Below are 25,621 nucleotides of genomic sequence, written 5' to 3'. Positions count from 1 at the left end.
GTGCGTCAGCGGCCGCGGCGCGCCAGCCCGGCGACGATGTCGCCGGCCAGTGCCACGCAGCGGTCGCAGATGCGCCCGCCCTCGCCGTGGACCATGTGGACGCGCGGGCCCGGCGGCCTGCGGCAGAAGGAGCAGGCGGCGTCGCGCTTCATGCGGCGGTTGACCAGGTGCCGGTGGGCGAAGGCGGGCGTGAAGCGTCTACGCGAGCTCCGCCTGATGTACCCGAACCGCTCACCGATGGCGGTCCAGGACACGCCGGCCTCGCGGGCCCGGCGCACCGCGAGATCGAGCAGGGCGTCCACCTCGCCGCCCGGTTCGCCGGACAGGTCCCGGCACAGGGCGATCGTGGCGGACAGGACTTCCAGGGGGTCTTCGGGGTCGGATGCGCGCGAGCGGGCCCGCTCGAGTAACTCAGATGCCTCCATGGCGGACACCATAGGCCGCCGTACAAAGACGATCAAGCGCGCCTGGGGCGCGACCGGAGGCTCACTCTGCGTAGGCTGGGCCGGTGAGAATGCCCGAGGGGCGGGCGCGCGAGCTGTTCGCGGCGGCCCCGGTGGCCCGCCTCGCCACCGCCGCAGCCGGGGGTGCGCCGCGGCTCGTCCCGGTCACGTTCGCCCTGCTGCGGGACGGTGAGAAGGGCACCGTGGTGACGGCGGTGGACCACAAGCCGAAGGCCACGACCGACCTGCGACGGCTGCGCGACATCCGCGACGATCCCCGCGTCTGCCTGCTGGCCGACCACTACGAGGACGACTGGGAACGGCTGTGGTGGGTGCGCGCCGACGGGCACGCCCGCGTCGTGGAGGGCGGCGACGAGCGCGAGCGGGCCGTGGCGTGGCTGGTGCGCAAGTACGCCCAGTATCGCGGGCGTCCCCCGGCCGGGCCCGCGATCCTCGTCCGGGTCGAGCGCTGGTCGGGCTGGTCGTACGGCGAGATGTAGGCCGGCCGGCGTGGTCAGGCGGGCGGGAAGGGGTCGTCTCCCCGGGCGATCGCGTCGAGCATGCGGGCCGTGAACGCCTGGGCCGCGCGGTGGATGCCGGGCCCGAAGCTGACCCTGGCCACGCCGAGGGCCGCGAGATCGCGGATGGCCGGCACGCCGGGCCGGAACAGCACGTTGATCGGGCCGCCGATCTCCCGGGCGAGGGTGCCGATCACCTCGGGGTCGCTCGCGAGGATCGGGTAGACGCAGTCGGCGCCGGCCGTGAGGTAGCGGCCGCCCCGGTCGAGCGCCTCCGCGAGCCTCTCGCCGGGGGTTCCCGAGCCGTGGATGAAGGTGTCCACGCGGGCGTTGATCACGAGGTCGCTCCCGGCCTCGGCCGCCGCCGCCCGTACGGCGGCCACGAAGTCCGCCTGCTCACCGGGGTCGATCATCGCTCCGGTCGCCGGGTCGGAGTCCTCCAGGTTGCAGCCCACGGCGCCCGCGGCGGCGAGCCGTTCGACGAGTTCGGCGGGCTCCAGGCCGTAGCCGCGCTCGACGTCGGCGGTCACGGGGACCGCGACGGCCCGGGCGATGCGGGCCACGGCCGCGAACATCTCGTCCACCGGCGTGTCCTGCCCGTCCTCGTAGCCCAGGGCGGCCGCGACGGACGCGCTGCCGGTGGCGACGGCGGGGAAGCCGGCGGCCTCGACGGCGCGCGCCGACGCGGCGTCCCAGGCGTTGGGCAGCACGACGGGGTCGCCGGGCACGTGGAGCGCCCGTAGGGCCACGGCCTTCTCGCGAATCTCAGTCACGAGGACACCCTAGAGAGCCCGGCCGGTAGAAACGCCACCGGTGGCCGGAATGAGGGGAAACCGGTCCTGATTTGAGGGGTCGAGTCTGGTGTCGTGGCCCTTCTGCCATTGGATACGCTCGCGAAACCGGCCCCCGATCCCCCGACCCCATTCGTCAGGAGAGTTTCATGAGCGACATCGACAGCGCCGCCGACCAGGCCGGAGCGGGCAGCCGTCCCCGAGTGGACTTCTACTTCGACCCCGTCTGCCCGTTCGCGTGGGTCACGTCGCGGTGGATTCTGGAGGTCGAGAAGCAGCGCGACATCGACCTGCGGTTCCGGGTGATGAGTCTTTCCGTGCTCAACGAGGGCAAGGAGGACCTGTCCGACTTCTACCGCGAGGCGGTGCCCAGGTGGCGGGGCCCGGTCCGGGTGTGCATCGCCGCCGCGCAGCACCACGGTGAGGGCGTGCTGCGTGACCTGTACACCGCGATGGGCACCCGCATCCACAACCAGGACAACAAGGACTACGGGGTCGTGGCCAAGGAGGCGCTCGCCGAGGTCGGGCTGCCGGTCGAACTGGCCGACGCCGCCGGCACGGACGAGTACGACGAGGCCCTGCGCCGGATGCACCACGAGGGTATGGATCCGGTCGGCGACGAGGTGGGCACGCCGACGATCCACATCGACGGCGTGGCGTTCTTCGGCCCGGTGATGACCCGCATCCCACGGGGTGAGGAGGCGGCCCGCATCTTCGACGGCGCCGTCGCCATGGCGAAGTTCCCGTACTTCTACGAGATCAAGCGCAGCCGTAACACCGACCCCGAATTCGACTGACCGGTGCCCCTCACCTCGGCGGCTCCTCCGGGGGCCGCCGGGGCGCCGCCTTGCGCGTGCTCCTGAACAGCGAACGCATGGTCGCCAGCGCGGGAGCCCTGTCGTCGGACCGCCTGGCCAGGCTGATCGTCCGGTGCAGGCCCGGCGGGGCGAGCCGCCGTACGCTGAGGGGGTTTTCCGCCAGCTCGGCCACGGTCCTCGGCACGAGAGCGAGGCCCATGCCCCCGCTGGCGAGGGCGCACGACATGCCGTAGTTGCCCGTCTCGTACGCCACGACGGGCGGCGCGAGCCCCTCGCGGCGGAACAGCGCCTCGAGCGCCTCCCGGTTGGCCAGCCCACGCGAGCCGCTGATCAGCGGCCGGCCGGCGAGCTCGGGCCACGGCAGCGGCTCGGCCGGATCGGTGAGAGCGTGCCCGGGGGCGGCCACCAGCACCAGCTCCTCCACCAGCAGCGCCTCGACGACGACCCCGGAGGGCAGCGCGGGGGCGGGCTGATGTTCGTAGGTGTGCGTGAGCACGAGATCCGCCTCGCCCGCGGCCAGCGCGGGCAGCCCTGACGGCGGTTCGTACTCCCTCACATTCACCTCCACGGCGGGGTGAGCCCGCCGGAACGCCGCGAGGACCGGCGGCAGCAGGTGGATGCCGGCGGTCGTGAACGTGCCGATCGTGATGTGGCCGCCGGACAGGCCGGCGAGCGCGGCCAGGCCGTGCCGGGCCCGTTCCAGCTCGTCGAGCACCCGCCGGGCGTGCTCCACCAGCAGCTCGCCCGCCGCCGTGAGCGTGGCGCCCCGGCGGTGCCGGATCACGAGTACGGCTCCCGCCTCCCGTTCCAGCTTGGCGATCTGCTGCGACAGCGCGGGCGGTGTGTAGCCGAGGCGGGCGGCGGCCCGGGTGATCGAGCCGGCCTCGGCGACCGAGACCAGCGCCGCGAGGCGTGTCACGTCGTGCATGAAGCAATGCTTAACACCGCCTCGCCAAATGTGACATACCTCACGAAGGCTTCGCTCCCGCATCCTCGACTCACGACCCGATGGGAACTGGAGGAGCGGATGACCGAAACACGATCGACCCGGCCGTTCGAGGTGTGTGTGATCGGCGCGGGGCCGCGCGGGATGTCGGTGATCGAGCGGCTGTGCGCCAACGCGCGGCGGCTGCCGCCGCGAGCACGCGTCCTGCTGCACGTCGTGGATCCGTACCCGCCGGGGGCGGGCCAGGTGTGGCGCACCGACCAGCCGGGCCAGCTGCTCATGAACACCGTCGCCTCGCAGGTCACGCTCTTCACCGACCCCAGCGTCGACATCCGGGGGCCGCTGGAGACGGGCCCCAGCCTGTACGAGTGGGCGCGGCACCTGGTGCTCTTCGCCGACAGCGGGCTCTCGGCGGAGGGCGTCGCGGAGGACGTGCTCGCCGAGGCGCGCCGGCTCGGGCCCGACACCTACCCCACCCGCGCCTTCTACGGGCGCTACCTGCGCTGGGTGTTCGAGCGGGTGATCGCGCGGGCGCCCCGGCAGGTGGAGGTGCGGGTGCACGCCACGCGGGCGACCGCGCTCGACGACGTGCCAGGCACCGGCGCGCAGCGGGTGGTGCTCGAGGACGGCACCGTGCTCGGCTCGCTCGACGCGGTGGTCCTGGCCCAGGGGCACCTGCCGGTCGAGCTCTCGGCCGCCGAGCGGGAGGCGGCCGCGTACGCCGCCGCCCACGGACTGTTCCACGTGCCGCCCGCCAACCCCGCCGACGCCGATCTCAGTGGAGTGCGGCCGGGGGAGGCGGTGCTGCTGCGCGGGCTCGGGCTCAACTTCTTCGACCACATGGCCCTGCTGACGCTCGGACGCGGCGGCCGGTTCGAGCGCGGTGAGGCGGGCCGTCTCGTCTATCGGCCCTCCGGCCGCGAGCCCCGCCTGTACGCCGGATCGCGCCGGGGCATCCCCTATCAGTCGCGCGGGGAGAACCAGAAGGGCGTCGAGGGCAGGCACGAGCCGCTGGTGCTCACGCCGAGCAGGATCGCGTCGCTGGCCGCGCGCTCGGCCGCCCGCGGCGGGCTCGACTTCCGCGCCGACCTGTGGCCGCTGATCGCGAAGGAGGTGGAGACCGTCTACTACGCGACCCTCCTGGCGCGGCGGGACTGCGAGTGCATGGCCGGCCGTTTCCGCACCGCCTACCTCGCCCACGCGTGGGGCGACGCCGGGGAGGCCATGGTGCTGGACGCCTTCGGCATCGGCCCGGCGGTGCGGTGGGACTGGGAGCGCGTGGCCGAGCCCTACCGGGGGATCGGCTTCGGCGGCCCGGACGACTTCCGCGAGTGGCTGACCGCCTATCTGCGCACCGACCTGGCGCAGGCCCGCGAGGGCAATGTGAGCGGGCCGTTGAAGGCCGCCCTCGACGTGCTGCGCGACCTGCGCAACGAGGTCAGGCAAGTGGTCGACCACGGCGGACTCACCGGGCGCTCGCACCGCGACGACCTCGACCGGTGGTACACGCCGCTCAACGCGTTCCTGTCCATCGGGCCGCCGGCCGAGCGGGTCGAGCAGATGATCGCGCTCATCGAGGCGGGTGTGCTGACCGTCGTCGGTCCCGACATGCGGGTGCGCGCCCGTGACGGCGCCTTCGAGGCCGAGTCGGCCGCCGTGCCGGGCTCCGCCGTACGGGCCAGGGTGCTCGTCGAGGCGCGCCTGCCCGAGATCGACCTGCGGCGCACGGCCGACCCCCTGCTGCGCCACCTGCTCGGCACCGGCCAGTGCCGGGCGTACGTGATCGGCGGGCGGCGTGGGGAGGACGGGCACGAGACGGGCGGCCTCGCGGTCACCCGCCGGCCCTACCGGCTCCTGGACGCGGACGGACGGGCCCACCCGCGGCGGTTCGCGTACGGCGTGCCCACCGAGTCGGTCCACTGGGTGACGGCCGCGGGAGTGCGGCCGGGGGTGAACTCCGTGATCCTGGGCGACTCCGACGCCATCGCCCGCAGCGTGCTCGCGCTGACGCCCGCGCGGGCCCTTCCGCGCCGCCGTGTCGCCCGCGTGCCCGCCGGCCCGCGTACGGCTCTCGCCTGCGGCCCGACGCGGACGGGCGTCCGATGAGCGACCTCGGCAGTGACCTCGATCTGGGCCTGCTGTCCCCGGTCCGGGTGGGTTCGGCGGCGGAGCGGGCGACCGGCGACGGCGCGTGGCTGCGCGCGATGCTCGACGCGGAGGCCGCCCTGGTCCGCGCGCAGGCCCGGCTGGGGGTCGTCCCGATGGAGGCCGCGGAGACGATCGGCAAGGTGGCGGAGGCGGGCGGCCGCGACCTGGCGGCCCTGGCCCTGCGCGCCCGCGAGGCGGCCAACCCCGTCGTGGCGCTGGTCGAGGACCTTACGGCCGCCGTGGCGGTGGTGGACCCGGCCGCGGCGGAGTACGTGCACCGCGGCTCCACGAGCCAGGACATCATGGACACGGCCGCCATGCTGGTGGCCGCCCGGACCCTCGACCTGATCACCGCAGACCTGGACCGGGCCGCGACCGCGCTCGCGGGGCTCGCGGCGCGGCATCGCGACACGCTGATGCCGGGCCGCACGCTGACCCAGCAGGCGGTGCCCACCACGTTCGGCCTGAAGGCGGCCGGGTGGCTGCACGCCGTACGGGCCGCCCTGACGCGGCTGCGCCGGGTCCGCGCGGAGTTGCCGGCCGAGCTCGGCGGCGCCGCCGGCACGCTGGCGGGCTACGTGGAGTACGCGCGGATCGCCGGGGTGCCCGACCTCGAGGCGTACCCTGAGCGGCTGATCGCCGCGTTCGCCGCCGAGGCGGGGCTGGCCGAGCCGGTGGTCCCCTGGCACGTCCTGCGGATCCCGATCGCCGACCTCGCCGGGGCGCTGGCCCTCACCTCGGGAGTGCTCGGGAAGATCGCGGTGGACGTGCAGTCGCTGTCGCGCACCGAGGTGGCCGAGGTCGTGGAGCCGGCCGCTCCCGGCCGGGGCGTGTCGTCGGCGATGCCGCACAAGCGCAACCCGGTCCTCGCCACCCTCGTCCGGTCGGCGGCGATCCAGGTGCCCACGCTCGCCGTGAGCCTCGGCCACTGCCTGCTCGCCGAGGACGAACGGCCCGCGGGCGCCTGGCACGCCGAGTGGCAGCCGCTGCGCGAGTGCCTGCGGCTGGTCGGCGGGGCCGCCGCCGTCACGGCCGAACTGGCCGAGGGACTGGTCGCGTTTCCCGAGCGCATGCGGGCCAACCTCGCGCTCACCGGCAGCCTGACCGTCACGGAACGGGCGGCGGCCGTGCTCGCGCCCGTCCTGGGGAAGGGCACCGCCAAGCGGCTGCTCGGGGAGGCGTCCGCGGCCGCCGCCGCGTCCGGGCGCCCCGTGGCCGAGGTGCTGGAGGAACTCCTGCCCGTGCCCGAGGGGCTGGACCTGGCCCGGTTGTTCGACCCCGCCGATTACACGGGGGCCGCCGGAGCGCTCGTCGACCGCGTTCTACGCTGCTGTCCAGACGAGTGAGGAGGTCCCGTGACCGGTCGCGTCCTTCCCTTCGGGCCGTCGAGCCCGATCATCCAGGCGCCCATGGCGGGCGGCGGATCCACCCCGGCCCTGGCGGCGGCGGTATCCGGGGCGGGGGGCCTCGGGTTCCTCGCGGCGGGCTACCGCACGGCGCAGGACGTGCGCCGGGAGATCGCGGCGGTGCGTGAGCGGACGGACCGGCCGTTCGGTGTGAGCGTCTTCGTCCCCGCTTTCGAGGCCGCCCTGGATTTCGAGGTCGTCCGGGAGGAACCGGGTGACGCCGCGGCGGTGGCCCGCTATCGCGACGAGCTCGCCCCCGAGGCCGAGCGGTACGGCGCGACGCTGCCGGAGGCCCCCGCGTGGGACGACGACGAGTGGGACGCGAAGATCGACCTGCTGGTGGACGAACGGGTGCCGGTGGCCGGTTTCACCTTCGGCTGCCCGCCGCCCGAGGTGGCGGCCCGCCTCCACGACGCCGGGACCGTGATCATGATCATGGTGAACACCCCGTGGGAGGCGGTCGCGGCGGCCGAGGCCGGCGCCGACGCGGTGATCGTCCAGGGCCCCGGAGCAGGCGGGCACCAGGCGGCCTTCCTACCCCCGCCACCCTCCTGGGAGGCTCCCGACGACCTGCCGGAGCTGGTGGCCCTCGTGCGGGAGGCGACCCGGGTGCCGCTCGTGGCCGCCGGGGGGATCATGGACGGCGCGGACGTGGCCGCCGTCCTCGCCGCGGGCGCGGTCGCCGCGCAACTCGGCACCGCGTTCCTGCGCACCCCGGAGAGCGGGGTGCATCCCGTGCACAAGGCCGCCCTCGCCGATCCCCGGTTCACCCGCACCGCGTTCACCCGGGCCTTCTCCGGACGTACGGCGCGCGGCCTGGCCAACCGGTTCATGGCGGAGCACGAGGCGTCGGCGCCCGCGTGCTACCCGCAGGTGCACCACCTGACGAAGGGACTGCGCCGGGCGGCGGCGGAGCACGGCGACCCCGAGGCGATGGCCCTGTGGTGCGGCCGGGGATACCGCCGCTGCCGCGACCTCCCCGCCGCCGCCCTCGTCGAGGCCCTCATGAAGGAGCTCGCGACCGCCCGCACCTGATGGTCACCCGCGCGCCGCTCGTGCTCAGCGGGGCACGACCTGCGCCCGCACGCCCGGCAGATCGTCGAAGGCCGCGGACGAGTCCATCGTGACCAGGGTCCGTGCGGCGGCCGCCGCCGTCGCCGCGATCAGCAGGTCGTAGGCCCTGTAGGGCGTCTTGCCCTCACGCCGCACGCGCGCCATCAGACGCGCGTGGACTCGGGCGACGTCGGTTGTGTACTCCTCGATGGGGATCAGCGCGAGGACTTGGTCCACGAACGCCTGCCGAGCCGGACGTCGTGCCTCATCGGCCAGTTCCACGCCGACGTGTAACTCGGCGATGGTGATCCCATGTTCGGCCTCGTCCAGCACGGCCGCGAAGTTGCGCGAGGCCTCGGTGGCGGTCATCACCTTCATGCGATCGGATTATCTGAGAACAAGCCGCGACGCGTTGGTTCAAGGTCGGAAGAAGGGCGGGGACGACACGCGGGCTTAACGGGCGGGTAACCGGGAGCTGCGACCGTGTAGCGGCCGAAGAGGGCGGAGGTGCTTGTTTTCGCCTCTGAACTAAGATGACCGTGTCGCGACGGGGAGGGTGGTCATGGCGAGGCCTCAGCGCAGGACGGTACGGGACATCCGCAGAGGCAACCGGGCCGTGTTGCTGCGCACGCTCTACTTCTCCGGCCCCACCAGCCGCAACGACCTCACCGCGCGCACCGGCCTGAGCGCCGCCACGGTCAGCACGATGACCGCCGACCTGCTGGGCGAGAACATCGTCGTCGAGGCGGGCCAGGTGGAGTCCGACGGCGGCCGGCCCCGCGTGCTGCTGCGCGTCAACCCCGAGTACGGCTTCGCCGTGGGCGTCGACGTGGCGGAGACGCACGTCCGGGTCGGGTTGTTCGACCTGGAGATGACCGAGCGGGCCAAGGTGGACTACATGCTGCGGCCGGCCCGCCACGACCCCGAACTGATCGCCCGGCACATCCTCGCGGGGGTCGAGGTCGTGCTGTCGGACGCGGGGGTGTCCCCCGAGCAGGTGCTCGGCATCGGCGTGGGGGTTCCCGGCATCGTCGAACCGGGCGCGGACGGCGTCATCCACGCCAAGACCTTCGGCTGGGACGGCGTTCCGCTTGGAGCGCTCCTGCGCCGCGGGACCTCGCTCCCGCTGTTCGTGGACAACGGCGCAAAGACGATGGGCCAGGCCGAGCTGTGGTTCGGCTCGGGCCGGGGCGCCTCGGAAGCGGTCATCGTGCTGCTCGGCGTGGGAGTGGGCGCGACCATCGTGGCCGACGGCACCACGTTCCGCGGGGTCAGCAGCAGCGCCGGGGAGTGGGGCCACACGAAGATCGTGGCGAACGGGCGGCCCTGCCGCTGCGGCGGACGCGGCTGCCTGGAGGCGTACGTCGGGATCGAGGCCATCCTCGACCGGGCGGGCGTCACCTCGCGGGGCGACTGGGAGGAGGACCTCGCGGGCGTGCTGGCCTCGAAGTCCCCGGTGGTCGAGGAGACCGTCACCTACCTGGGCGTCGGCCTGGCCAACCTGGTCAACCTGATCAACCCCGAGAAGATCGTGATCGGCGGCTGGGTGGGGGTCCAGCTCGGCGAGAGCCTGCTGCCGGACATCCGCCGCGCCACCGCGGCCAACTCGCTGGCCGAGCCGTACGCCGCGACGTCGATCGTCCTGGGCCGCCTCGGTCCCGACGCGGTCGCGCTGGGGGCCGCCACGCTCGTCCTTGAGGAGTTCCTGAACGCGCCGCAGGTGGCCAGGATCACCGCCGCCGGCTGATGCCGCCGGCCGCTTGCGGTCATCCGGGGGAGCCGGCCACGCCGGTGCCCAGTGTGAGCAGGTGGAGCCGGTCCTCGTAGCCCGGTTCCGGTTGGTAGAGGCTCAGCCGTACGGAGGAGTCGTCGAGGTGCCAGCTCTGGTGCGCCAGCACGAGGTCGCCGACGGCGGGATGGCGGAAGGTCTTGGCGCCGCTGCGCCGGGGGCGCACGTCGTGCCGGTCCCAGAGGAGACGGAAGTCCGCGCTCGCCGCCGCGAGTTCGTCGCGGATGGAGCACAGGTCCGGTGCGTCCGGGTCCGCGGCCGTCCGGTAACGCAGGTTCGCGACGCTCGTCGCGGCGGCCTCGGACCAGTCGCCCAGGACCGAACGGGCGGCGGAGTGGGTGAAGACGTAGCGCAGGGTGTTGCGTCTGCGGGCAGGCCACGAACCGAGACCGGCGTAGAGGGCCAGGCCCTCGGGGTTGGCGGCCAGCACGTCACCGTTGCGGGCGAGCACCAGCGCGGGCCAGGGGCGCAGCCGGTCGAGCAGGGCGGCCGCCGTGGGGGGCGTGACCGGGGACGTCGCCGGTGAGCCGAGACGACGGCCGGCCGCGTGATGCGTGAGCGTGTGCAGATGGCTTCGGCGCGTGGCTGGTCCGGTGACGGGCGGGCGGGATCGGACCGCGCTTGAGGTCGTCGCCGGCGTCGACCTGTCGGGCCGGGAGGCCGTCGTCACCGGTGGCAGCGGCGGGATCGGGTTCGAGACGGCGCGGGCACTGGCCGCCGCCGGGGCGCGAGTGGTCATCGCGGGCCGGAACCGGGAGCGCGGCGAGGCCGCGGCCATGGAGCTGACCGCTCTCGCGGGCGGCGGTCCCGTGGTCTTCCGCCACCTCGACCTGGCGTCCCTGGCCTCGGTCAGGGGCTGGGCCGACCGGCACAACGCGACCGGCAAACCGTGCCACATCCTCGTGGCCAACGCGGCGGTCATGGCACCGCCGCCGGCCCGCACGGAGGACGGCTTCGAGCTGCAGTTCGGCACGAACCACCTGGGCCACTTCGCCTTCGTGACCGGACTGGTGCCGAGCCTGCTCAGAGCGGACGGCGCCCGCGTGATCGTGCTGTCGTCGAGCGCCCACCGCGCGGCCACTACCTGCCCTACGCTGATTGGAGAGCGCTCTCCCGGAGATTAACACCCACCGGGGCGCAGGAGTCAATAGATATTTCTGATCGTGAACTAAGCCTTGACATAAGCGGAGCGGGGAGCGCACGCTCATGCCGCTGGACCTCTCTCATCCCCCGAACCCTCGCCCGAGGGGCTCCGCATCAAGGAGACGCGTATGCCTCCCTCCTCCCCGCCTCACCCCGCGCCCGGACGGCCGCGCAGGCGGCGCAGACGGTCGGGCCTTGTCGCCGCCGGGCTCGTCGCGCTGTCGACCTTCGCGGCCGTGACCGGCGTCGTCCCCGCCACCTACAGCGCCGCGGCGGCGGCCTGCGGCACGACCAACGTCGCGCAGGGCAGGCCGTCGTCGGCCTCCTCGACAGAGAACGCCGGATCGCCGGCGTCGGCCGCGTTCGACGGCGACGCCGGCACCCGGTGGTCGAGCGCGTTCAGCGACCCGCAGTGGGTCCAGGTGGATCTGGGTAGCTCGCAGCAGATCTGCAAGGTGGTCCTGAACTGGGAGGCCGCCTACGCCAAGACGTTCAAGATCCAGGTGTCGCCGGACGGTTCGTCGTGGTCGGACGCGACCGCCACGGTGAACGGCGTGAGCGGGACGCAGTCCCTCGACCTGTCGGCCACCGGCCGGTACGTCCGGATGTACGGGCTCACCCGCGCCACGGCGTACGGGTACTCGCTCTGGGAGTTCGCCGTCAACGTCGCCTCGGGCGGCGGGACCACCTGTGGCACCGCGAACGTCGCGCAGGGCAGGCCGTCGTCGGCCTCGTCCACGGAGAACGCCGCGTCGCCGGCGTCGGCCGCCTTTGACGGCGACGCCGGCACCCGGTGGTCGAGCGCGTTCAGCGACCCGCAGTGGGTCCAGGTGGATCTGGGCAGCTCGCAGCAGGTCTGCAAGGTGGTCCTGAACTGGGAGGCCGCCTACGCCAAGACGTTCAAGATCCAGGTGTCGCCGGACGGTTCGTCGTGGTCGGACGCGACCGCCACGGTGAACGGCGTGAGCGGGACGCAGTCCCTCGACCTGTCGGCCACCGGCCGGTACGTCCGAATGTACGGCCTGACCAGGGCCACGGCGTACGGCTACTCGCTCTGGGAGTTCGCCGTCAACACCACCGGCGGCGGTGACGGCGGCCCTGATCTCCCGGGCGGCGGAGACCTCGGGCCGAACGTGAAGGTCTTCGACCCGTCGATGTCGAGCGCGAGCATCCAGAGCACGCTCGACACCATCTTCACGCAGCAGGAGTCGAACCAGTTCGGCAGCCAGCGATACGCGCTGCTGTTCAAGCCGGGCAGCTACAGCGGCCTCAACGCCCAGATCGGCTTCTACACCTCGATTGCCGGCCTCGGCCAGTCGCCCGACAACGTGACGATCAACGGGGACATCACCGTCGACGCCGGGTGGTTTAACGGCAACGCCACCCAGAACTTCTGGCGGTCGGCGGAGAACCTGGCCGTCGTCCCGGTCAACGGCACCGACAGGTGGGCCGTGGCCCAGGCCGCGCCGTTCCGGCGGATCCACGTGCGCGGCGGGCTGAACCTCGCCCCCAACGGGTACGGCTGGGCAAGCGGCGGCTACATCGCCGACAGCAAGATCGACGGCACGGTCGGCCCGTACTCGCAGCAGCAGTGGTTCACCCGCGACAGCACCATCGGCGGCTGGACCAACGGCGTCTGGAACATGGTGTTCTCCGGCGTCGTCGGCGCCCCGGCGCAGAGCTTCCCGAACCCGCCGTACACGACGCTCGCGACCAGCCCGGTCACCCGGGAGAAGCCGTACCTGTACGTGGACTCGGGCGGCGCGTACCGCGTCTTCGTCCCGTCGCTGCGGACGAACTCCAGCGGCGTGAGCTGGGCGAACGGCGCGACTCCCGGCACGTCGATCCCGCTGACGCAGTTCTACGTCGCCAAGCCGTCCGACAGCGCCGCCACGCTCAACCAGGCGCTGAGCCAGGGCCTCAACCTGCTGTTCACGCCGGGCGTCTACCACCTCAGCCAGACGCTCAACGTCACCCGGGCGGACACGGTGGTCCTCGGGCTCGGCTACGCCACGCTGATCCCGGACAACGGGGTCGTCGCGATGAGCGTCGCGGACGTCGACGGTGTGAAGATCGCGGGTCTGCTGCTCGACGCCGGCGCGGTCAACTCGCCGGTGCTGCTGCGGGTCGGCCCCGACGGCGCCTCGGCGAGCCACGCCGGCAACCCCACCTCGATCCAGGACGTGTTCTTCCGGATCGGCGGCGCGGGACCAGGCTCGGCCACGACCAGCCTGGTGGTGAACAGCGACAACACGATCATCGACCACATCTGGGCATGGCGGGCCGACCACGGCGCGGGTGTCGGCTGGAACACCAACCCCGCCGACACCGGCCTGATCGTCAACGGCGACAACGTCACGGCGTACGGCCTGTTCATCGAGCACTACAAGAAGTACGAGGTGATCTGGAACGGCCAGGGCGGCAAGACGATCTTCTTCCAGAACGAGCTGCCCTACGACCCGCCCAACCAGGCGTCCTGGATGAACGGCTCGACCCGGGGCTACGCCGCCTACAAGGTGGCCGACGGCGTGACCAGCCACGAGGCCTGGGGCATGGGCAGCTACTGCAACTTCAGCACCGACCCCTCGATCGTGGCCGAGCGCGGCTTCGAGGCTCCGAACAGGTCGGGCGTGAAGTTCCACGACCTGCTCACGGTGTCACTGGGCGGCGTGGGCACGATCGCCCACGTCATCAACGACACGGGCGGCGCGGCCCAGGGCACGGCCACCGTCCCGGTCAACGTCGTCAGCTACCCCTGACCCGCAAATAGGGGCGCGGCGGGAGGCTCATCGCCTCCCGCCGCGCCTCGCACGTCCATGGGGATTCACTACATCCGGGCGCCGGCGGGCTCGAGCGTGTGGATCCGCACGGCGTGCCGTACGCGCATCTCGAGTTCGTCCAGCTCGGCCGGGGTGGGCGCGTCGATGAGGAACGTCACGGCGCGGTCGTCCGAGCTGTGCAGCGGCCCGAGCTCGGCACCCCGGTCCTTGAGCACGAGCACGGCGCGCAGGGTGGGCGGGTCGTCCGGGGCGCCGGGCGCGATCTCGGGCCACAGGCCGCCCTCGCCCACCCAGGCCGGTGAGATCCCCGGCCAGTCCACCGTCACGTCCCCGAGCAGTCCGGGCTCGTGCTCCAGGTAGACCTGCCGGGCGTACCGGCGCGGCGCGGGGTAGGCCGCGGGCTCCCCGAGGGCGATGCGGATGAGCTCCGGCTCCATCGGGGCACCGGTCGCGAGCGAGTAGAGGATCGACAGGCCGTCGCCGGGGGTGCGCGCGGCCACCTCCATCAGGTAGGCCCGGCCCGTGTCGTCCACGCGCCATTCGGCGTGCGCGATGCCGCATCCGAAGGCCAGCCGTTCGAGCATGCGCCGGTTGGCGTCGAGGATGATCTCGTTCACGCCGTCGAGCTCGTTCGGGACCGAGTGGGACAGCTCGACGAAGGTGCGGGTGCCCGACTCGGTCGTCTCCTTGCGGGTCACCGAGGCGAAGACGACCTGGCCGTCCTGCACCAGGCTCTCCACGGAGTACTCCTGGCCCGCCACCTTCTCCTCCACCAGCACCGTCTCGTGCGGCAGGTACGCGTCGAGCTGGGCGCGCAGCTCGGCCGGGTCGCGCACGGTCTCCACGCCCGAGCTGGAGTGGCGGCTCGCGGGCTTGACAACGGCGGGGAACGACACGTCGGCGGCGGTGAACGTCGCGCGCGCGGCCGGGGGGACGACCACCGAGGCCGGGCTGAACTCCGGCAGATACCACCGCTGGAGATATTTGCTGCGGCAGGCGCGGGTGGCCCGCAGGCCGGGGGAGGGCAGCCCCAGGGCGTCGGCGAGCAGGCCGGTCGGCTCGACCAGTGTCTCGCCGACCGCGTAGACGCCGGCGATGTCGTAGCGGTCCCGCCACGCCCGTACGCCGGAGATCACGCCGGCGGTGAACGAGTTGTCCGTGTTGACGTCGCCGTCGGTGAAGGCGATCTCCTCGATGACCGAGGCGGGGTGCGCGGGGTCGCGCATCTGGGCCAGGGCCTGCTCCCGCCAGGAGGCCGGCGTGACCACGAGGATCCGCAGCCCCCGGCGGGACAGTTCGCGCAGATAAAGAGGGGCCCGGCAGATCACCAGGAATGATCCGGTAAGTACGAATGCTCGAGGTTTCACTTTCGTCACCGCCGTTTCTCGCACGTGCTCACAGGCACTTCGCACGAACGGAGATTAGTTCCGCCATTTTCGGACGGTCAACCATATTTCCCGATCATTCGGGATGAGCCGTTACCCGATAGGGGTGGATCGGGGTCGCCGGCCGCCCTTCGCCCGCGCGGCCTCGGGGGTGCCGAGAAGTCCGAGGTCATCCCGGATTGTCCGGCTGTGCTGTGGGGCCGTTAGGGGTTGTGAGAAATGTGCGCCGGATCGAATCCTGAATTAGCCCGACAGGGCCGGAACACCCGTGCACCCCCGATTGGAGGGCTGTTCACATGGCTGGCAACGGCGCCGGAGAAGACGGTCTGGAGACGCTGCGGGCCTCGCTCGACCGTATCGACGAGTCGCTGCTCGACACACTGCGCAGGCGCATCGAGTGCTGCGTGGAAATCGCGCATTTCAAGCGTGAGCACAACGTCCCGATGATGCAGCCCCACCGCATCGGCATCGTGCAGCGGCGGGCCGCCCGATACGCGCAGGACCACGGAATCGACCCCGACTTCCTGCGCCGCCTCTACGAACTCGTCATCGCGGAGACCTGCAGGGTCGAGGACCTGGTGATCGGCGATGTCGCCGCTCGGTGAACGCGGCGCCGGCGGCTCACCCGGTTATTCCGACACGGCTTGGAGGAACCCCGGAATGAGAACGATCCTGATCGACAATTACGACTCGTTCACCTACAACCTCTACCAGCTCCTGGGTGAGGTGAACGGGCAGCCGCCGGTCGTGGTGCGCAACGACGCCGACTGGTCCCAGGTGCCGATCCACGAGTTCGACAGCGTCGTGATCTCCCCTGGTCCTGGCCGGCCCGAGCGGGCCCGCGACTTCGGCGTGAGTGCGCGGGCCATCCGTGAGAGCGGGCTGCCCGTTCTCGGCGTCTGCCTCGGCCACCAGGGCATCTGCCACCTTTTCGGCGGGACCGTCACCCACGCGCCGCAGCCGATGCACGGCCGCGTCTCGCAGGTGCGCCACACCGGCGCCGACATCTTCGCCGGTCTGCCCTCGCCGTTCTCGGTCGTGCGCTACCACTCGCTGGCCGCCACCGACCTGCCGGACGAGCTGGAGGCCGTGGCCTGGACCGACGACGGCGTCGTCATGGGGGTCCGGCACCGCACCGAGCCCATCTGGGGCGTCCAGTTCCACCCCGAGTCGATCAGCAGCGAGCACGGCCGCGAGCTGCTGGCCAACTTCCGCGACCTCGCGCTGGCCCACCGCCGGGCCAGGGAGGAGCGCGCCGCCGCCGCCCGCTCGCCCTATCGGGTGCACGTGCGCAGGCTGCCGCTGCTGCCGGACGCGGAGACCGCCTACCGGGAGCTGTTCGCGGGCAAGGAGCACGGCTTCTGGCTCGACAGCAGCTCGGTGATCGAGGGCCTGTCGCGGTTCTCGTTCATGGGCGACGGCTCCGGTCCGCTCGCCGAGTACGTCACCTACCGGGTGGCGGAGGGAACGGTCACCGTAGGCCGGGCCGACGGGTCGCGGCAGCGCATCGAGCAGCCGTTCTTCGAGTACCTGGACGAGCAGCTGCGTGAGCGTGCCGTGCCGACGCCCGAGGGCCTGCCGTTCGACTTCAACCTCGGGTACGTCGGCTACCTGGGCTACGAGCTCAAGGCCGAGGCGGGCGGCCAGGCCGCGCACCAGGCCGAGGAGCCCGACGCGGCGCTGCTGTTCGCCGACCGGATGCTCGTCCTCGACGACGTGGAGGGCGTCTGCTACCTGCTCGCGCTGACGACGAGCGCGGACGGGGACACGGACGGCGGCACGCTCGCCTGGCTGGACGAGACCGCGGCGCGGCTGTTCTCCCTGCCCAGGCACGAGCCGGCCGAGCCGGTCGCGTTCGCGGGAGTCGGCATGACCGACCCGGCGATCGCCGGCGCGGTGGAGATGCGGCACGACAAGCAGGGCTACCTCAGCCGGATCGGCGAGTGCCTGGAGGAGATCTACCACGGCGAGTCCTACGAGATCTGCCTCACCAACGCCGTCACCGTCCGCGCCGAGATCGACCCGCTGCGGACCTACAGCCACCTGCGGAGCATCAGCCCGGTGCCGTACGGCGCGCTGCTCGACTTCCCCGACGTCGCGGTGCTCAGCGCCTCGCCCGAGCGGTTCATGACGATCGGCCCCGACCGGGTCGCCGAGTCCAAGCCGATCAAGGGCACCCGGCCGCGCGGCGCGACCCCGGAGGAGGACGAGGCGCTCCGCCACGACCTGCTCAGCCGGGAGAAGGACCGCGCCGAGAACCTCATGATCGTCGACTTGATCCGCAACGACCTGAACACGGTCTGCGAGGTCGGGTCGGTGCACGTGCCCCGGCTCTTCCACGTCGAGACGTACGCGCCGGTGCACCAGCTCGTCTCCACGATCCGCGGCACGCTGCGCCCGGAGGAGTCGGTGGTGAGCTGTGTGCGGGCCGCCTTCCCCGGCGGGTCGATGACGGGCGCTCCCAAGATCCGCACGATGGAGATCATCGACCGCCTGGAGGAGGGCCCGCGCGGCGCCTACTCCGGCGCGCTCGGCTGGTTCTCCCTGGGCGGGGCCACCGACCTCAGCATCATCATCCGCACCCTCGTCGCCACCGGGGACCGGGTCAGCTTCGGCGTCGGCGGCGCGATCGTGGCTCTGTCGGACCCCGAGGAGGAGTTCGAGGAGACCGTCGTCAAGTCCCGCGCCATGATCACCGCGGTGCTGGCCACCGCGGCCCAGACCGTGGGGGCCTGACGATGACCCGCGGGGACCACACGACGGACCTGCTGCGGCGCTGCGTCGTCGTCGGCGGCGCGGGCGCCGTGGGCGGCCTGTTCGCCGAGCACCTGCTGCGGTCCGGCGCCGAAGTGCTCGTCGTCGATCCCGGCGCGGGCGAGGCCGCCGGAGAGGCACTGTCCGGCGGGCCGGCCGAGAGGACAGGGTCCGGCGAGGCGAGGTTCCTGCGCGGCGACATCACGGACATCGGGCCCGATCTCCGCGAGGAGATCGGGCGGGCCGACCTCGTCCTGCTCGCGGTGCCCGAGCAGGTGGCGCTGGCGGCGGTGAAGCAGGTGGCCGCGGCGATGCGGCCGGGCGCGCTGCTCGCCGACACGCTTTCGGTCAAGGGCCCGATCGCCGACGAGATCCTGGCGCACGCCGGGGACGTCGAGGCGGCCGGTCTCAACCCGATGTTCGCCCCGTCGCTCGGCTTCGCGGGACGGCCGGTCGCCGCCGTCGTGATCCACGACGGTCCCCGCACGAGGGCGCTGCTGCGGCTGGTCGAAAGCTGGGGCGGCCGTGCCGTACGGCTCGGCGCGCACGAGCACGACCGGCTGGCCGCGGCGACCCAGGCGCTCACCCACGCGGCGGTGCTGTCGTTCGGGCTCGCCCTGGCCCGCCTCGGCGTCGGCGTCGCCGAACTGGCCGCGGTCGCCCCGCCGCCGCACGCCACGATGCTCGCACTGCTGGCCCGGATCGCCTCGGGCACCCCGGAGGTCTACTGGGACGTCCAGTCGGCCAACCCGCAGGCCGCCGCCGCCCGCGAGGCGCTCGCCGAAGGCGTACGCACACTCGCCGGCCTCCTCGACGGCCGGGCGGACGGGGAGGCGGAGTTCGCGGCGGCCCTGGGCGGGCTGCGCGACCTCCTCGGCCCCGACCTCGGCTTCTACCGCGACACCTGCGCCGAGATGTTCGGCGCGCTGCGCCCCTACGAGCACCCCCTGTCCCCGTACGAGCCCAGCCCCACCACGAGCACTTCACCTCCCGTCACGACTGAAAGGTGAGATCGATGACCATCTCCATCTCCCACGAGACCGTCCTCACTCCGGAGCAGCGCGCCAGGTTCGCCGCGGACCCGGACCTCGGCGGCGGCAACCTGCTGACGAAGGCCATCGAGGCCAACCCGCACCCGGAGCTGCCGTTCATCCACCTGGGCCGGCCGCTCACCAACACCAAGGGTGAGCAGCAGACCGAGTTCAGCCTGCTCGATCTGGACGAGCTGGCCCAGAGCTGGTCGGTGTGGTACCTGCGCCAGGGTGTGCGGCCCCGCGACCGCGTGGCCATCTACCTGGAGGACTCCTTCGCCTACTCCCTGCACTTCTACGCGCTGTCCCAGATCGGCGCGGTGGCGGTGCTGGTCAACAGCAAGGCGTCGCGCTACATCGCCACCGAGCTGTGCCGCCAGACCAACCCGGTCGGCATGTACACCGACCTCGCCCACCTGGAGATCCTCGGCGAGGAGTTCCACCTGCTGCCCGGCCTGCGGTGGACGCAGGTGGCCGAGGAGCTGCCCGCGCCCCCGCCGGCCGTGCTGCCGCAGGAGGCCCGCTTCCGCCACGTCGGCGAGGACCCGGTCTCGATCCTGCACTCCTCCGGCACCACCGGGCGGCCCAAGCCGGTCATCCAGACCCACCGCTCGTGCGTGGCCGGGCCGCGCTTCCGCCTCGTGGACCACCACGAGCAGCCGGGCGCCGTGATGATGACCGCGCTGCCGCAGTCGCACCTCGGCTGCATCGCCTACACGACGTACGCCGTGCTGGGCGGCACGCCCATCGTGCCCTGGTTCGACACCAGCGGCCCCGAGCTGGCCCAGGCCGTCGAGAAGTACCGCCCGACGACCGTCATGGCCTTCGGCCACGCGTACGCCGAGCTGGCGGGCGCGGACCTGCCGGCCGGGGCGATCGACTCCGTCAACGTCTGGATCTCCATCGGCGACGCGGTCCACGAGAAGCACATCAAGGGAATTCTGGCCAAGCGCGACCCGTCGCTGCCGCCGGCCGCGTTCTTCGACCGCCTCGGCACCACCGAGCTGGGCTGGGGCGTGCTGCTGAAGGTCCGCACGCTGGCCGACGAGCGCAACGACCGGTGCGTGGGCAAGCCGGTCGGCGTCGCCGAGGTCGCCGTGCTGCGCAGGGACGGCACGATCGCCGACGTCAACGAGGTCGGGCTGCTCGGCGCGAAGGGCCCGGCGATCACCGCCGGATACTGGAGCGACTCCGACACCACCTACCGCAGCAAGCTGTCGGGCTACTGGCTGACCGGCGACATGGCCTACCGCGACGAGGCGGGCAACTACTTCCAGGTCGACCGGGCGGTGGACGCGATCGAGACCCCGAGCGGCACCGGCTACTCGGTCTTCATGGAGGAGCTGCTGCTCAACGACCTGCCCGAGGTCCTCGACTGCGCCGTGGTGGCGGGCATCCACCGCGGCCGCACGGTCCCGGTGGCGGTCGTGACGTCCAGCGCCGCCAGGCCGGACGCGCAGAGGCTGCTCAACGAGGCCAACGAGAAGCTGAAGGCCGCCGGTCACCCCGAGCTGACCATGCTGGAGGTCGCGCGCAACGAAGAGGACTTCCCGGTCGGCGTCACCGGCAAGGTCCTCAAGCGCCGGCTGCGGGAGAAGTACAGCTCGCTGTCCACCTACATCCGGGAGAACAGCGGCAGGCAGCTCGGCACGATCCTCACCGACGTCTTCGTCTGATCCCGCCCGGCCGACGCGCCCGAATCCCGCGATCCGCACGCGGATCAACGGCGATCCGCACCCGATCCGCGCCGCCGGGCCGGAAGTTCCCCCCCAGGCCCGGCCCGGCGGCGCACACGCAGACGACACTGCCGCCCCGACGCCACGAAGACCCGACCACACGGATGTGGAGAATTCCCATGACTGACGCCGAGCTGTTGCTGGTGTTCGACTCGACGATCGACCCGTCCGGCATCGAAGGGTGGGCCCAGCACTTCGACTCCACCGGCACCACGGTCACGACGTACCGGCTGGGCGGGGCGGACGTGATGGTGGCCCAGGGCCCCGGCACCCTGCTGCCCCTCCCGGCCGACCTGCCCCGGCCCCGGCAGACGGCACGGGCGAGCGGCGGCTTCCGGCTCGGCCGGCGCGAGCTGTTCCCCTCGGGCACGGCCGTGACCATCGGCTCCGCCGTGGTCGGGGACGGGGACATCGCCGTCTTCGCCGGACCCTGCGCGGTCGAGAACCCCGGGCAGATGATGTCCACGGCCAGGGCCGTCGCCCGGCACGGCGCGGTCGGCCTGCGCGGCGGCGCGTTCAAGCCGCGCACCACGCCGTACTCCTTCCAGGGCCTCAAGTGGGCGGGCCTGGACCTGCTGGCGCAGGCCAGGGAGGAGACCGGCCTGCCGATCCTCACCGAGGTGGTCGACCCCCGGCACGTCGACCGGATGGCCGAGGTGGTCGACGGCTTCCAGATCGGCACCCGCAACATGCAGAACTTCGAGCTGCTGACCGAGGTGGGCCGCAGCGGCATGCCGGCCGTGCTCAAGCGCGGCTTCGGCTGCACGGTCGACGAGCTGCTCACCGCCGCCGAGTACATCCTCGCCGAGGGCAACGACCAGCTCGTGCTGTGCGAGCGGGGGATCAGGACGTTCGAGGGGGCCACCCGCTTCACGCTCGACCTGTCGGCCGTGGCGCTGCTCAAGCGGCGCACCCACCTGCCGGTGATGGTCGACCCCAGCCACTCCCTCGGCATCCCCGAGCTCATCGAGCCGCTCACGCTGGCCGCCGTGGCGGCGGGCGCGGACGCCCTGCTGATCGACGTGCACGTCCAGCCCGAGCAGGCGCTGTGCGACGGCAAGCAGGCGCTGCTCCCCGAGGACTTCGCCCGGCTGATGAGCCGGCTGGAGATGCTCTCGCTCGGCGTCGGCCGCCGGCTGGCCCCGGCCCCGGCCGCCGACTACTCCGAGATCCACGACGCCCTCACCCCCGACGTCGTCTAGACCGGCCCGGCTGCGTACGAGTGCCGGTCGAGGAGGTGGAGCGATGCGCGCGGCGACGAGCACGCGCCCGGCGGACGCCGCTGTCGGTGCCGACGGCACCGCCGCCGACACACACTGCCCGTACTGCGCCTTGCAGTGCGGCATGACCCTCAGCCCGGCGGGCCGCGCCTCGGTGCGGGTGCGGCCCCGCGACCCGTCCGCGGGCGGACTGTGCCAGAAGGGCTGGACCGCCGCGGCCCTGCTCGGCTCGCCGGCCCGGCTCACCACACCGCTCGTCCGGGACGGCGGGACCCTGCGCCCGGCGAGCTGGGACGAGGCCCTCGGCCTGGTCTCCCGCAGGATCAAGGAGATCGTCGCGGAGCGCGGGCCGGACGCCGTCGCGGTCTTCGGCGGCGGCGGGCTCACCAACGAGAAGGCGTATCTGCTCGGCAAGTTCGCCCGGGTGGCGCTCGGCACCTCCCAGGTGGACTACAACGGCAGGTTCTGCATGTCGTCCGCGGCGGCCGCGGCGCACCGCGCCTTCGGCCTCGACCGGGGGCTGCCGTTCCCCCTGGCCGACCTGGAGGGCGCGGACGCGGTGCTGCTCGCCGGGGCCAACCCGGCCGAGACGATGCCGCCGTTCCTGTCCCACCTGCGCCGTGCTATGGACGCCGGGGGGCTGATCGTGGTCGATCCCCGGCGCACCCCCACGGCCGAGCGTGCCGCGCTGCACCTCGCGCCGGCCCCGGGCACCGACCTCGCGCTGGCGCTCGGCATCCTCCACGCCGCCGTGGCCGACGGCCGTCTCGACCAGACGTACGTCGACGGCCGGACGACGGGCTTCGAGGAGGCCTGGCGGGTGGCCGCCGCCTGGTGGCCCGAGCGGGTGGAGCGGGTGACCGGCGTCGCCGCCGCCGACCAGCGCAGGGCCGCCGCGATCCTGGCCGAGGCCGCGAGCGCCTACGTGCTGACCGCTCGGGGGACGGAGCAGCACGCCACCGGCGTGGACACGGTCGGGGCCTGGATCAACCTGGCGCTCGCGCTGGGCCTGCCCGGACGCCTGGGCTCGGGCTGGGGCTGCCTGACCGGCCAGGGCAACGGGCAGGGCGGGCGCGAGCACGGGCAGAAGGCCGACCAGCTGCCCGGCTACCGGCGGATCGACGACCCGGCGGCCCGCGCGCACGTGGCACGGGTGTGGGGGGTCGAGCCGTCCGCGCTGCCCGGCCCGGGACGGTCGGCGTTCGAACTGCTCGACGCGCTCGGCACCGCCGGCGGCCCGTCCGCGCTGCTGGTCTTCGGCAGCAACCCGGTCGTGTCGGCGCCGCATTCGGCCCGGGTGGCCGGCCGGCTGGCCACGCTCGACCTTCTCGTGGTCGCCGACATCGTGCTGTCGGAGACCGCCAGGGCCGCCGACGTGGTGCTGCCGATCACCCAGTGGGCCGAGGAGGACGGCACGCTGACCAACCTCGAAGGACGTGTGCTGCTGCGCCGCCGCGCGCTGGCCCCGCCGCCCGGGGTGCGCACCGACCTGGAGGTCCTGCACGACCTGGCCGTACGCCTCGGGCAGCCGCCCGAGCGCTTCCCCACCGACCCCGAGACGGTCTTCACCGAGCTGCGGGCCGCGTCGGAGGGCGGCCCCGCCGACTACTCGGGCGTGACCTGGGACCGGCTGCGGGCCGGGGAACGACTCCACTGGCCGGTGCCGCGAACGCCGGGACATCGGGGGACGCCGCGGCTGTTCCTGGACCGGTTCGCCCATCCCGACGGGCGGGCCAGGTTCGCCGCCGTGGACCACAAAGGGCCGGCCGAGCCGCCGGACGAGGAGTTCCCCCTGTACGCGATCAGCGGGCGGGTGCTCCAGCACTACCAGTCGGGCGCGCAGACCCGGCGAGTGGAGGAACTGCGCGCGGCCGTGCCCGAGGCGTACGTCGAGGTGCACCCGGACACCGCCCACCGGGCCGGGCTGCGCGACGGCGCGGCGGCGGCGGTCGTCGGCAGGCGCGGACGGGTCCTCGCGACGGTGCGCTACGTGCCGTCGATGCGGCCCGACGTGGTCTTCCTGCCGTTCCACTTCCCGGGCGCCCAGCGCGCCAACCTCGTGACGAATCCGGCGCTCGATCCCGTCAGCCGGATGCCCGAATTCAAGGTCTGCGCCGTACGGCTGTCGCCGGCGGGTGAACGGGAGGCGCAGTGAAAACCAGGGTCGTGATCGCCGGCTACGGCATGGCCGGCGCCCGGCTGGCGGAGGAGATCCGCCGCCGGGACCCGGCGGGAGAGCGCGTCGCGATCGTCGCGATCGGGGACGAGCCGCACCCGCCGTACAACCGGGTCCTGCTGTCCAACGTGCTGGCGGGCGCGATGTCCGCCGAGTCGGTGCGGCTGCAGGAGGAGGGCTGGGCCGTCGCGCACGGCGTGGAGGTGCGGCGGGGCCGCGAGGTCGTCTCGATCGACCGCGACGGGCGCCGCGTCACGCTCGACGACGGCACGCTGGTCGACTACGACGTGCTCGTGCTGGCCACCGGCGCCCGCGCGTGGGTGCCGCCCGTCGAGGGGCTGATCGGCGACGACGGCGAGCTCGCCCCCGGTGTGACGACGTTCCGCACGCTGGACGACTGCGCCGCGATCGCGGCAGGAGCGCGCGGCGGCGTGCGGGTGGCCGTGCTCGGCGGCGGCCTGCTCGGGCTGGAGGCGGCCAGGGGCCTGGCGGCGCGCGGCAACGAGGTCACCGTCGTCCATCCGAGAGGCCACCTGATGGAGCGCCAGCTCGACGACGGCGCGGGCCAGGTGCTCGCCCAGGTCCTGCGCGGCCTCGGCGTGCGGGTGCTGCTGAACTCGCGGGCGGCCCGCTACCTGCCCGGCGACGGGCTGAAGCTGGACGACGGCCGGCTGGTCGAGGCCGACCTCGTCGTCGTGGCGGCGGGGGTGCGCCCGCAGACCGCGCAGGCGTGGGCGGCCGGGCTCGACGTCGAGGGCGGCGTGCTGGTGGACGACGACCTGCGCACGAGCGACCCGCTGATCCACGCGATCGGCGACTGTGCCCGGCATCCCGGCACGGTCCCCGGACTGGTGCAGCCCGCCTGGGAGCAGGCCGCCGCGCTGGCCGCGCTGCTCACCGGCACGCGGTCGCCCTACCGCGGCACGAAGGTGGTGACCCGGCTCAAGGCGAGCGGGGTGGACCTGGCCGCGCTCGGTGACGTGCACGCCGCGCCGGACGACCCGCGCGCCGAGGTGCTGTGGCTGAGCGAGCCGGCCCGGGGCCGCTACGCCAAGCTCGTCGTCCGCGACGAGCGGGTCGCGGGGGCCATCGCGCTCGGCGTGCCCGACGCCGCCGCCGCGATCACCCAGTTCTACGACCGCGGCCTGCCCGTGCCGCCCGACCGCCTCGCGCTGCTGCTCGGCCGGGCCATGCCGTACGGCGAGGGCGCGGCCCCCGGCGGCGGGAACGCGGCGGGGCTGCCCGGAGCGAGCGTGGTGTGCCGCTGCAACGCGGTCAGCAAGGACAAGCTGGTCGCCGCGTGGCGGTCCGGAGCCCGCGACCTGACCGCCCTCGCCTCGGCGACCCGGGCGACCACGGGCTGCGGCACCTGCACCGACACGGTGTGCGGCATCGCCCGCTGGCTCGCCCAATCGGAGAAGGCGGAAGCCGCGGGGACCGCGCATGCCCAGTCCTGAGATCCCGACCCGACCACGCTGACGAGG

The 25,621-nt window shown here is 73.2% G+C and carries 21 protein-coding genes; 15 read left to right on the top strand and 6 right to left on the bottom strand.

Going from position 1 to position 25,621, the window contains the following annotated elements; all coding sequences use genetic code 11:
* Positions 1–5: 5 nt before the first annotated feature.
* A complete protein-coding gene (locus HHX35_RS22295; RefSeq protein WP_182900658.1) occupies positions 6–425 on the bottom strand; it encodes a ClpX C4-type zinc finger protein in 420 nt (139 codons plus the stop codon).
* Between the two features lie 89 nt (positions 426–514).
* On the opposite strand from HHX35_RS22295, the gene HHX35_RS22290 reads away from it, so the two are divergent.
* The gene (locus HHX35_RS22290) at positions 515–943 is read left to right on the top strand and encodes a TIGR03668 family PPOX class F420-dependent oxidoreductase (protein ID WP_182900724.1); all 429 of its coding nucleotides are present in this window, start codon (positions 515–517) and stop codon (positions 941–943) included.
* A gap of 14 nt (positions 944–957) precedes the next feature.
* Here the strand turns inward: HHX35_RS22290 and HHX35_RS22285 are convergent, their stop codons facing one another.
* Positions 958–1,734, bottom strand: a complete 777-nt coding sequence (locus HHX35_RS22285) for an isocitrate lyase/phosphoenolpyruvate mutase family protein (protein WP_182900657.1) — start codon at positions 1,732–1,734, stop codon at positions 958–960.
* Positions 1,735–1,901: 167 nt separating this feature from the next.
* On the opposite strand from HHX35_RS22285, the gene HHX35_RS22280 reads away from it, so the two are divergent.
* The gene (locus HHX35_RS22280; protein WP_142565260.1) at positions 1,902–2,549 is read left to right on the top strand and encodes a disulfide bond formation protein DsbA; all 648 of its coding nucleotides are present in this window, start codon (positions 1,902–1,904) and stop codon (positions 2,547–2,549) included.
* A 10-nt stretch (positions 2,550–2,559) separates the two neighbouring features.
* Here the strand turns inward: HHX35_RS22280 and HHX35_RS22275 are convergent, their stop codons facing one another.
* Entirely contained in the window at positions 2,560–3,498 is a 939-nt protein-coding gene (locus HHX35_RS22275) for a LysR family transcriptional regulator (protein ID WP_182900656.1), read from the bottom strand.
* A 99-nt stretch (positions 3,499–3,597) separates the two neighbouring features.
* Here HHX35_RS22275 and HHX35_RS22270 point away from each other — a divergent pair, with 99 nt between their 5' ends.
* The 3 genes from HHX35_RS22270 to HHX35_RS22260 are packed head-to-tail and all read left to right on the top strand — an operon-like array spanning position 3,598 to position 8,105.
* Positions 3,598–5,622 carry an FAD/NAD(P)-binding domain-containing protein gene (locus tag HHX35_RS22270; protein ID WP_182900655.1) on the top strand — a complete coding sequence of 675 codons (2,025 nt, stop codon included), beginning with the start codon at positions 3,598–3,600 and terminating at the stop codon, positions 5,620–5,622.
* Positions 5,619–7,010, top strand: coding sequence for a lyase family protein (locus HHX35_RS22265; RefSeq protein WP_182900654.1), 1,392 nt, complete (start codon positions 5,619–5,621; stop codon positions 7,008–7,010). Before HHX35_RS22270 ends, HHX35_RS22265 begins: the two co-directional genes overlap by 4 nt.
* A 9-nt stretch (positions 7,011–7,019) precedes the next feature.
* On the top strand, positions 7,020–8,105 hold the full coding sequence (locus HHX35_RS22260) for a nitronate monooxygenase (RefSeq protein WP_310739220.1): 1,086 nt from the start codon (positions 7,020–7,022) through the stop codon (positions 8,103–8,105).
* 24 nt (positions 8,106–8,129) lie between these two features.
* Here HHX35_RS22260 and HHX35_RS22255 read toward each other — a convergent pair whose 3' ends face one another.
* Positions 8,130–8,501 carry a PIN domain-containing protein gene (locus HHX35_RS22255; protein ID WP_182900653.1) on the bottom strand — a complete coding sequence of 124 codons (372 nt, stop codon included), beginning with the start codon at positions 8,499–8,501 and terminating at the stop codon, positions 8,130–8,132.
* 184 nt (positions 8,502–8,685) lie between these two features.
* Between HHX35_RS22255 and HHX35_RS22250 the strand changes: the two genes are divergently transcribed.
* Positions 8,686–9,870: an ROK family protein gene (locus tag HHX35_RS22250; RefSeq protein WP_139577583.1), complete on the top strand. Its 1,185-nt coding sequence runs from the start codon at positions 8,686–8,688 to the stop codon at positions 9,868–9,870.
* A gap of 19 nt (positions 9,871–9,889) precedes the next feature.
* On the opposite strand, the gene HHX35_RS22245 is transcribed toward HHX35_RS22250, so the two are convergent.
* Positions 9,890–10,582, bottom strand: a complete 693-nt coding sequence (locus HHX35_RS22245; protein WP_182900652.1) for a transcriptional regulator — start codon at positions 10,580–10,582, stop codon at positions 9,890–9,892.
* Here HHX35_RS22245 and HHX35_RS22240 point away from each other — a divergent pair.
* Entirely contained in the window at positions 10,494–11,036 is a 543-nt protein-coding gene (locus HHX35_RS22240) for an SDR family NAD(P)-dependent oxidoreductase (RefSeq protein ID WP_310739218.1), read from the top strand. The two genes, HHX35_RS22245 and HHX35_RS22240, sit on opposite strands and share 89 nt — an antisense overlap.
* Before the next feature lie 147 nt (positions 11,037–11,183).
* The gene (locus HHX35_RS22235; protein WP_182900650.1) at positions 11,184–13,814 is read left to right on the top strand and encodes a discoidin domain-containing protein; all 2,631 of its coding nucleotides are present in this window, start codon (positions 11,184–11,186) and stop codon (positions 13,812–13,814) included.
* Positions 13,815–13,882: 68 nt separating this feature from the next.
* Here the strand turns inward: HHX35_RS22235 and HHX35_RS22230 are convergent, their stop codons facing one another.
* Entirely contained in the window at positions 13,883–15,202 is a 1,320-nt protein-coding gene (locus HHX35_RS22230) for an ATP-grasp domain-containing protein (RefSeq protein WP_182900649.1), read from the bottom strand.
* A gap of 314 nt (positions 15,203–15,516) precedes the next feature.
* Between HHX35_RS22230 and HHX35_RS22225 the strand changes: the two genes are divergently transcribed.
* From HHX35_RS22225 to HHX35_RS22195, 7 genes are all read left to right on the top strand, one after another.
* The gene (locus HHX35_RS22225; protein ID WP_030509683.1) at positions 15,517–15,825 is read left to right on the top strand and encodes a chorismate mutase family protein; all 309 of its coding nucleotides are present in this window, start codon (positions 15,517–15,519) and stop codon (positions 15,823–15,825) included.
* Between the two features lie 55 nt (positions 15,826–15,880).
* A complete protein-coding gene (gene pabB, locus HHX35_RS22220) occupies positions 15,881–17,956 on the top strand; it encodes an aminodeoxychorismate synthase component I (RefSeq protein WP_182900648.1) in 2,076 nt (691 codons plus the stop codon).
* 2 nt (positions 17,957–17,958) lie between these two features.
* On the top strand, positions 17,959–18,984 hold the full coding sequence (locus tag HHX35_RS22215; protein ID WP_182900647.1) for a prephenate dehydrogenase/arogenate dehydrogenase family protein: 1,026 nt from the start codon (positions 17,959–17,961) through the stop codon (positions 18,982–18,984).
* 5 nt (positions 18,985–18,989) lie between these two features.
* Positions 18,990–20,681, top strand: a complete 1,692-nt coding sequence (locus HHX35_RS22210) for a class I adenylate-forming enzyme family protein (protein ID WP_182900646.1) — start codon at positions 18,990–18,992, stop codon at positions 20,679–20,681.
* 179 nt (positions 20,682–20,860) lie between these two features.
* The gene (aroF, locus tag HHX35_RS22205) at positions 20,861–21,943 is read left to right on the top strand and encodes a 3-deoxy-7-phosphoheptulonate synthase (RefSeq protein WP_139577576.1); all 1,083 of its coding nucleotides are present in this window, start codon (positions 20,861–20,863) and stop codon (positions 21,941–21,943) included.
* Positions 21,944–21,986: 43 nt separating this feature from the next.
* Positions 21,987–24,116 carry a molybdopterin oxidoreductase family protein gene (locus HHX35_RS22200; protein WP_182900645.1) on the top strand — a complete coding sequence of 710 codons (2,130 nt, stop codon included), beginning with the start codon at positions 21,987–21,989 and terminating at the stop codon, positions 24,114–24,116.
* A complete protein-coding gene (locus HHX35_RS22195) occupies positions 24,113–25,594 on the top strand; it encodes an FAD-dependent oxidoreductase (RefSeq protein WP_182900644.1) in 1,482 nt (493 codons plus the stop codon). The genes HHX35_RS22200 and HHX35_RS22195 overlap by 4 nt, the downstream gene beginning before the upstream one ends.
* The last annotated feature ends 27 nt before the right edge of the window (positions 25,595–25,621 follow it).

This window comes from Microbispora sp. H10830 (assembly GCF_014161375.1).
GTDB classification, from domain to species: Bacteria; Actinomycetota; Actinomycetes; order Streptosporangiales; family Streptosporangiaceae; genus Microbispora; species Microbispora catharanthi.
Note: the sequence above shows the minus strand (reverse complement) of the source record. Positions and strands in the feature narration are given on the sequence as shown.

What these genes read in the sequence shown, in the direction of transcription:
- HHX35_RS22215 (WP_182900647.1), top strand. Translation starts at nt 17,959, where the DNA reads ATGACCCGCGGGGACCACACGACGGACCTGCTGCGGCGCTGCGTCGTC.
- HHX35_RS22255 (WP_182900653.1), bottom strand. Translation starts at nt 8,501, where the DNA reads ATGAAGGTGATGACCGCCACCGAGGCCTCGCGCAACTTCGCGGCCGTG.
- aroF (WP_139577576.1), top strand. Translation starts at nt 20,861, where the DNA reads ATGACTGACGCCGAGCTGTTGCTGGTGTTCGACTCGACGATCGACCCG.
- HHX35_RS22225 (WP_030509683.1), top strand. Translation starts at nt 15,517, where the DNA reads ATGGCTGGCAACGGCGCCGGAGAAGACGGTCTGGAGACGCTGCGGGCC.
- HHX35_RS22265 (WP_182900654.1), top strand. Translation starts at nt 5,619, where the DNA reads ATGAGCGACCTCGGCAGTGACCTCGATCTGGGCCTGCTGTCCCCGGTC.
- HHX35_RS22210 (WP_182900646.1), top strand. Translation starts at nt 18,990, where the DNA reads ATGACCATCTCCATCTCCCACGAGACCGTCCTCACTCCGGAGCAGCGC.
- pabB (WP_182900648.1), top strand. Translation starts at nt 15,881, where the DNA reads ATGAGAACGATCCTGATCGACAATTACGACTCGTTCACCTACAACCTC.
- HHX35_RS22200 (WP_182900645.1), top strand. Translation starts at nt 21,987, where the DNA reads ATGCGCGCGGCGACGAGCACGCGCCCGGCGGACGCCGCTGTCGGTGCC.
- HHX35_RS22275 (WP_182900656.1), bottom strand. Translation starts at nt 3,498, where the DNA reads ATGCACGACGTGACACGCCTCGCGGCGCTGGTCTCGGTCGCCGAGGCC.
- HHX35_RS22295 (WP_182900658.1), bottom strand. Translation starts at nt 425, where the DNA reads ATGGAGGCATCTGAGTTACTCGAGCGGGCCCGCTCGCGCGCATCCGAC.
- HHX35_RS22235 (WP_182900650.1), top strand. Translation starts at nt 11,184, where the DNA reads ATGCCTCCCTCCTCCCCGCCTCACCCCGCGCCCGGACGGCCGCGCAGG.
- HHX35_RS22280 (WP_142565260.1), top strand. Translation starts at nt 1,902, where the DNA reads ATGAGCGACATCGACAGCGCCGCCGACCAGGCCGGAGCGGGCAGCCGT.
- HHX35_RS22290 (WP_182900724.1), top strand. Translation starts at nt 515, where the DNA reads ATGCCCGAGGGGCGGGCGCGCGAGCTGTTCGCGGCGGCCCCGGTGGCC.
- HHX35_RS22250 (WP_139577583.1), top strand. Translation starts at nt 8,686, where the DNA reads ATGGCGAGGCCTCAGCGCAGGACGGTACGGGACATCCGCAGAGGCAAC.
- HHX35_RS22270 (WP_182900655.1), top strand. Translation starts at nt 3,598, where the DNA reads ATGACCGAAACACGATCGACCCGGCCGTTCGAGGTGTGTGTGATCGGC.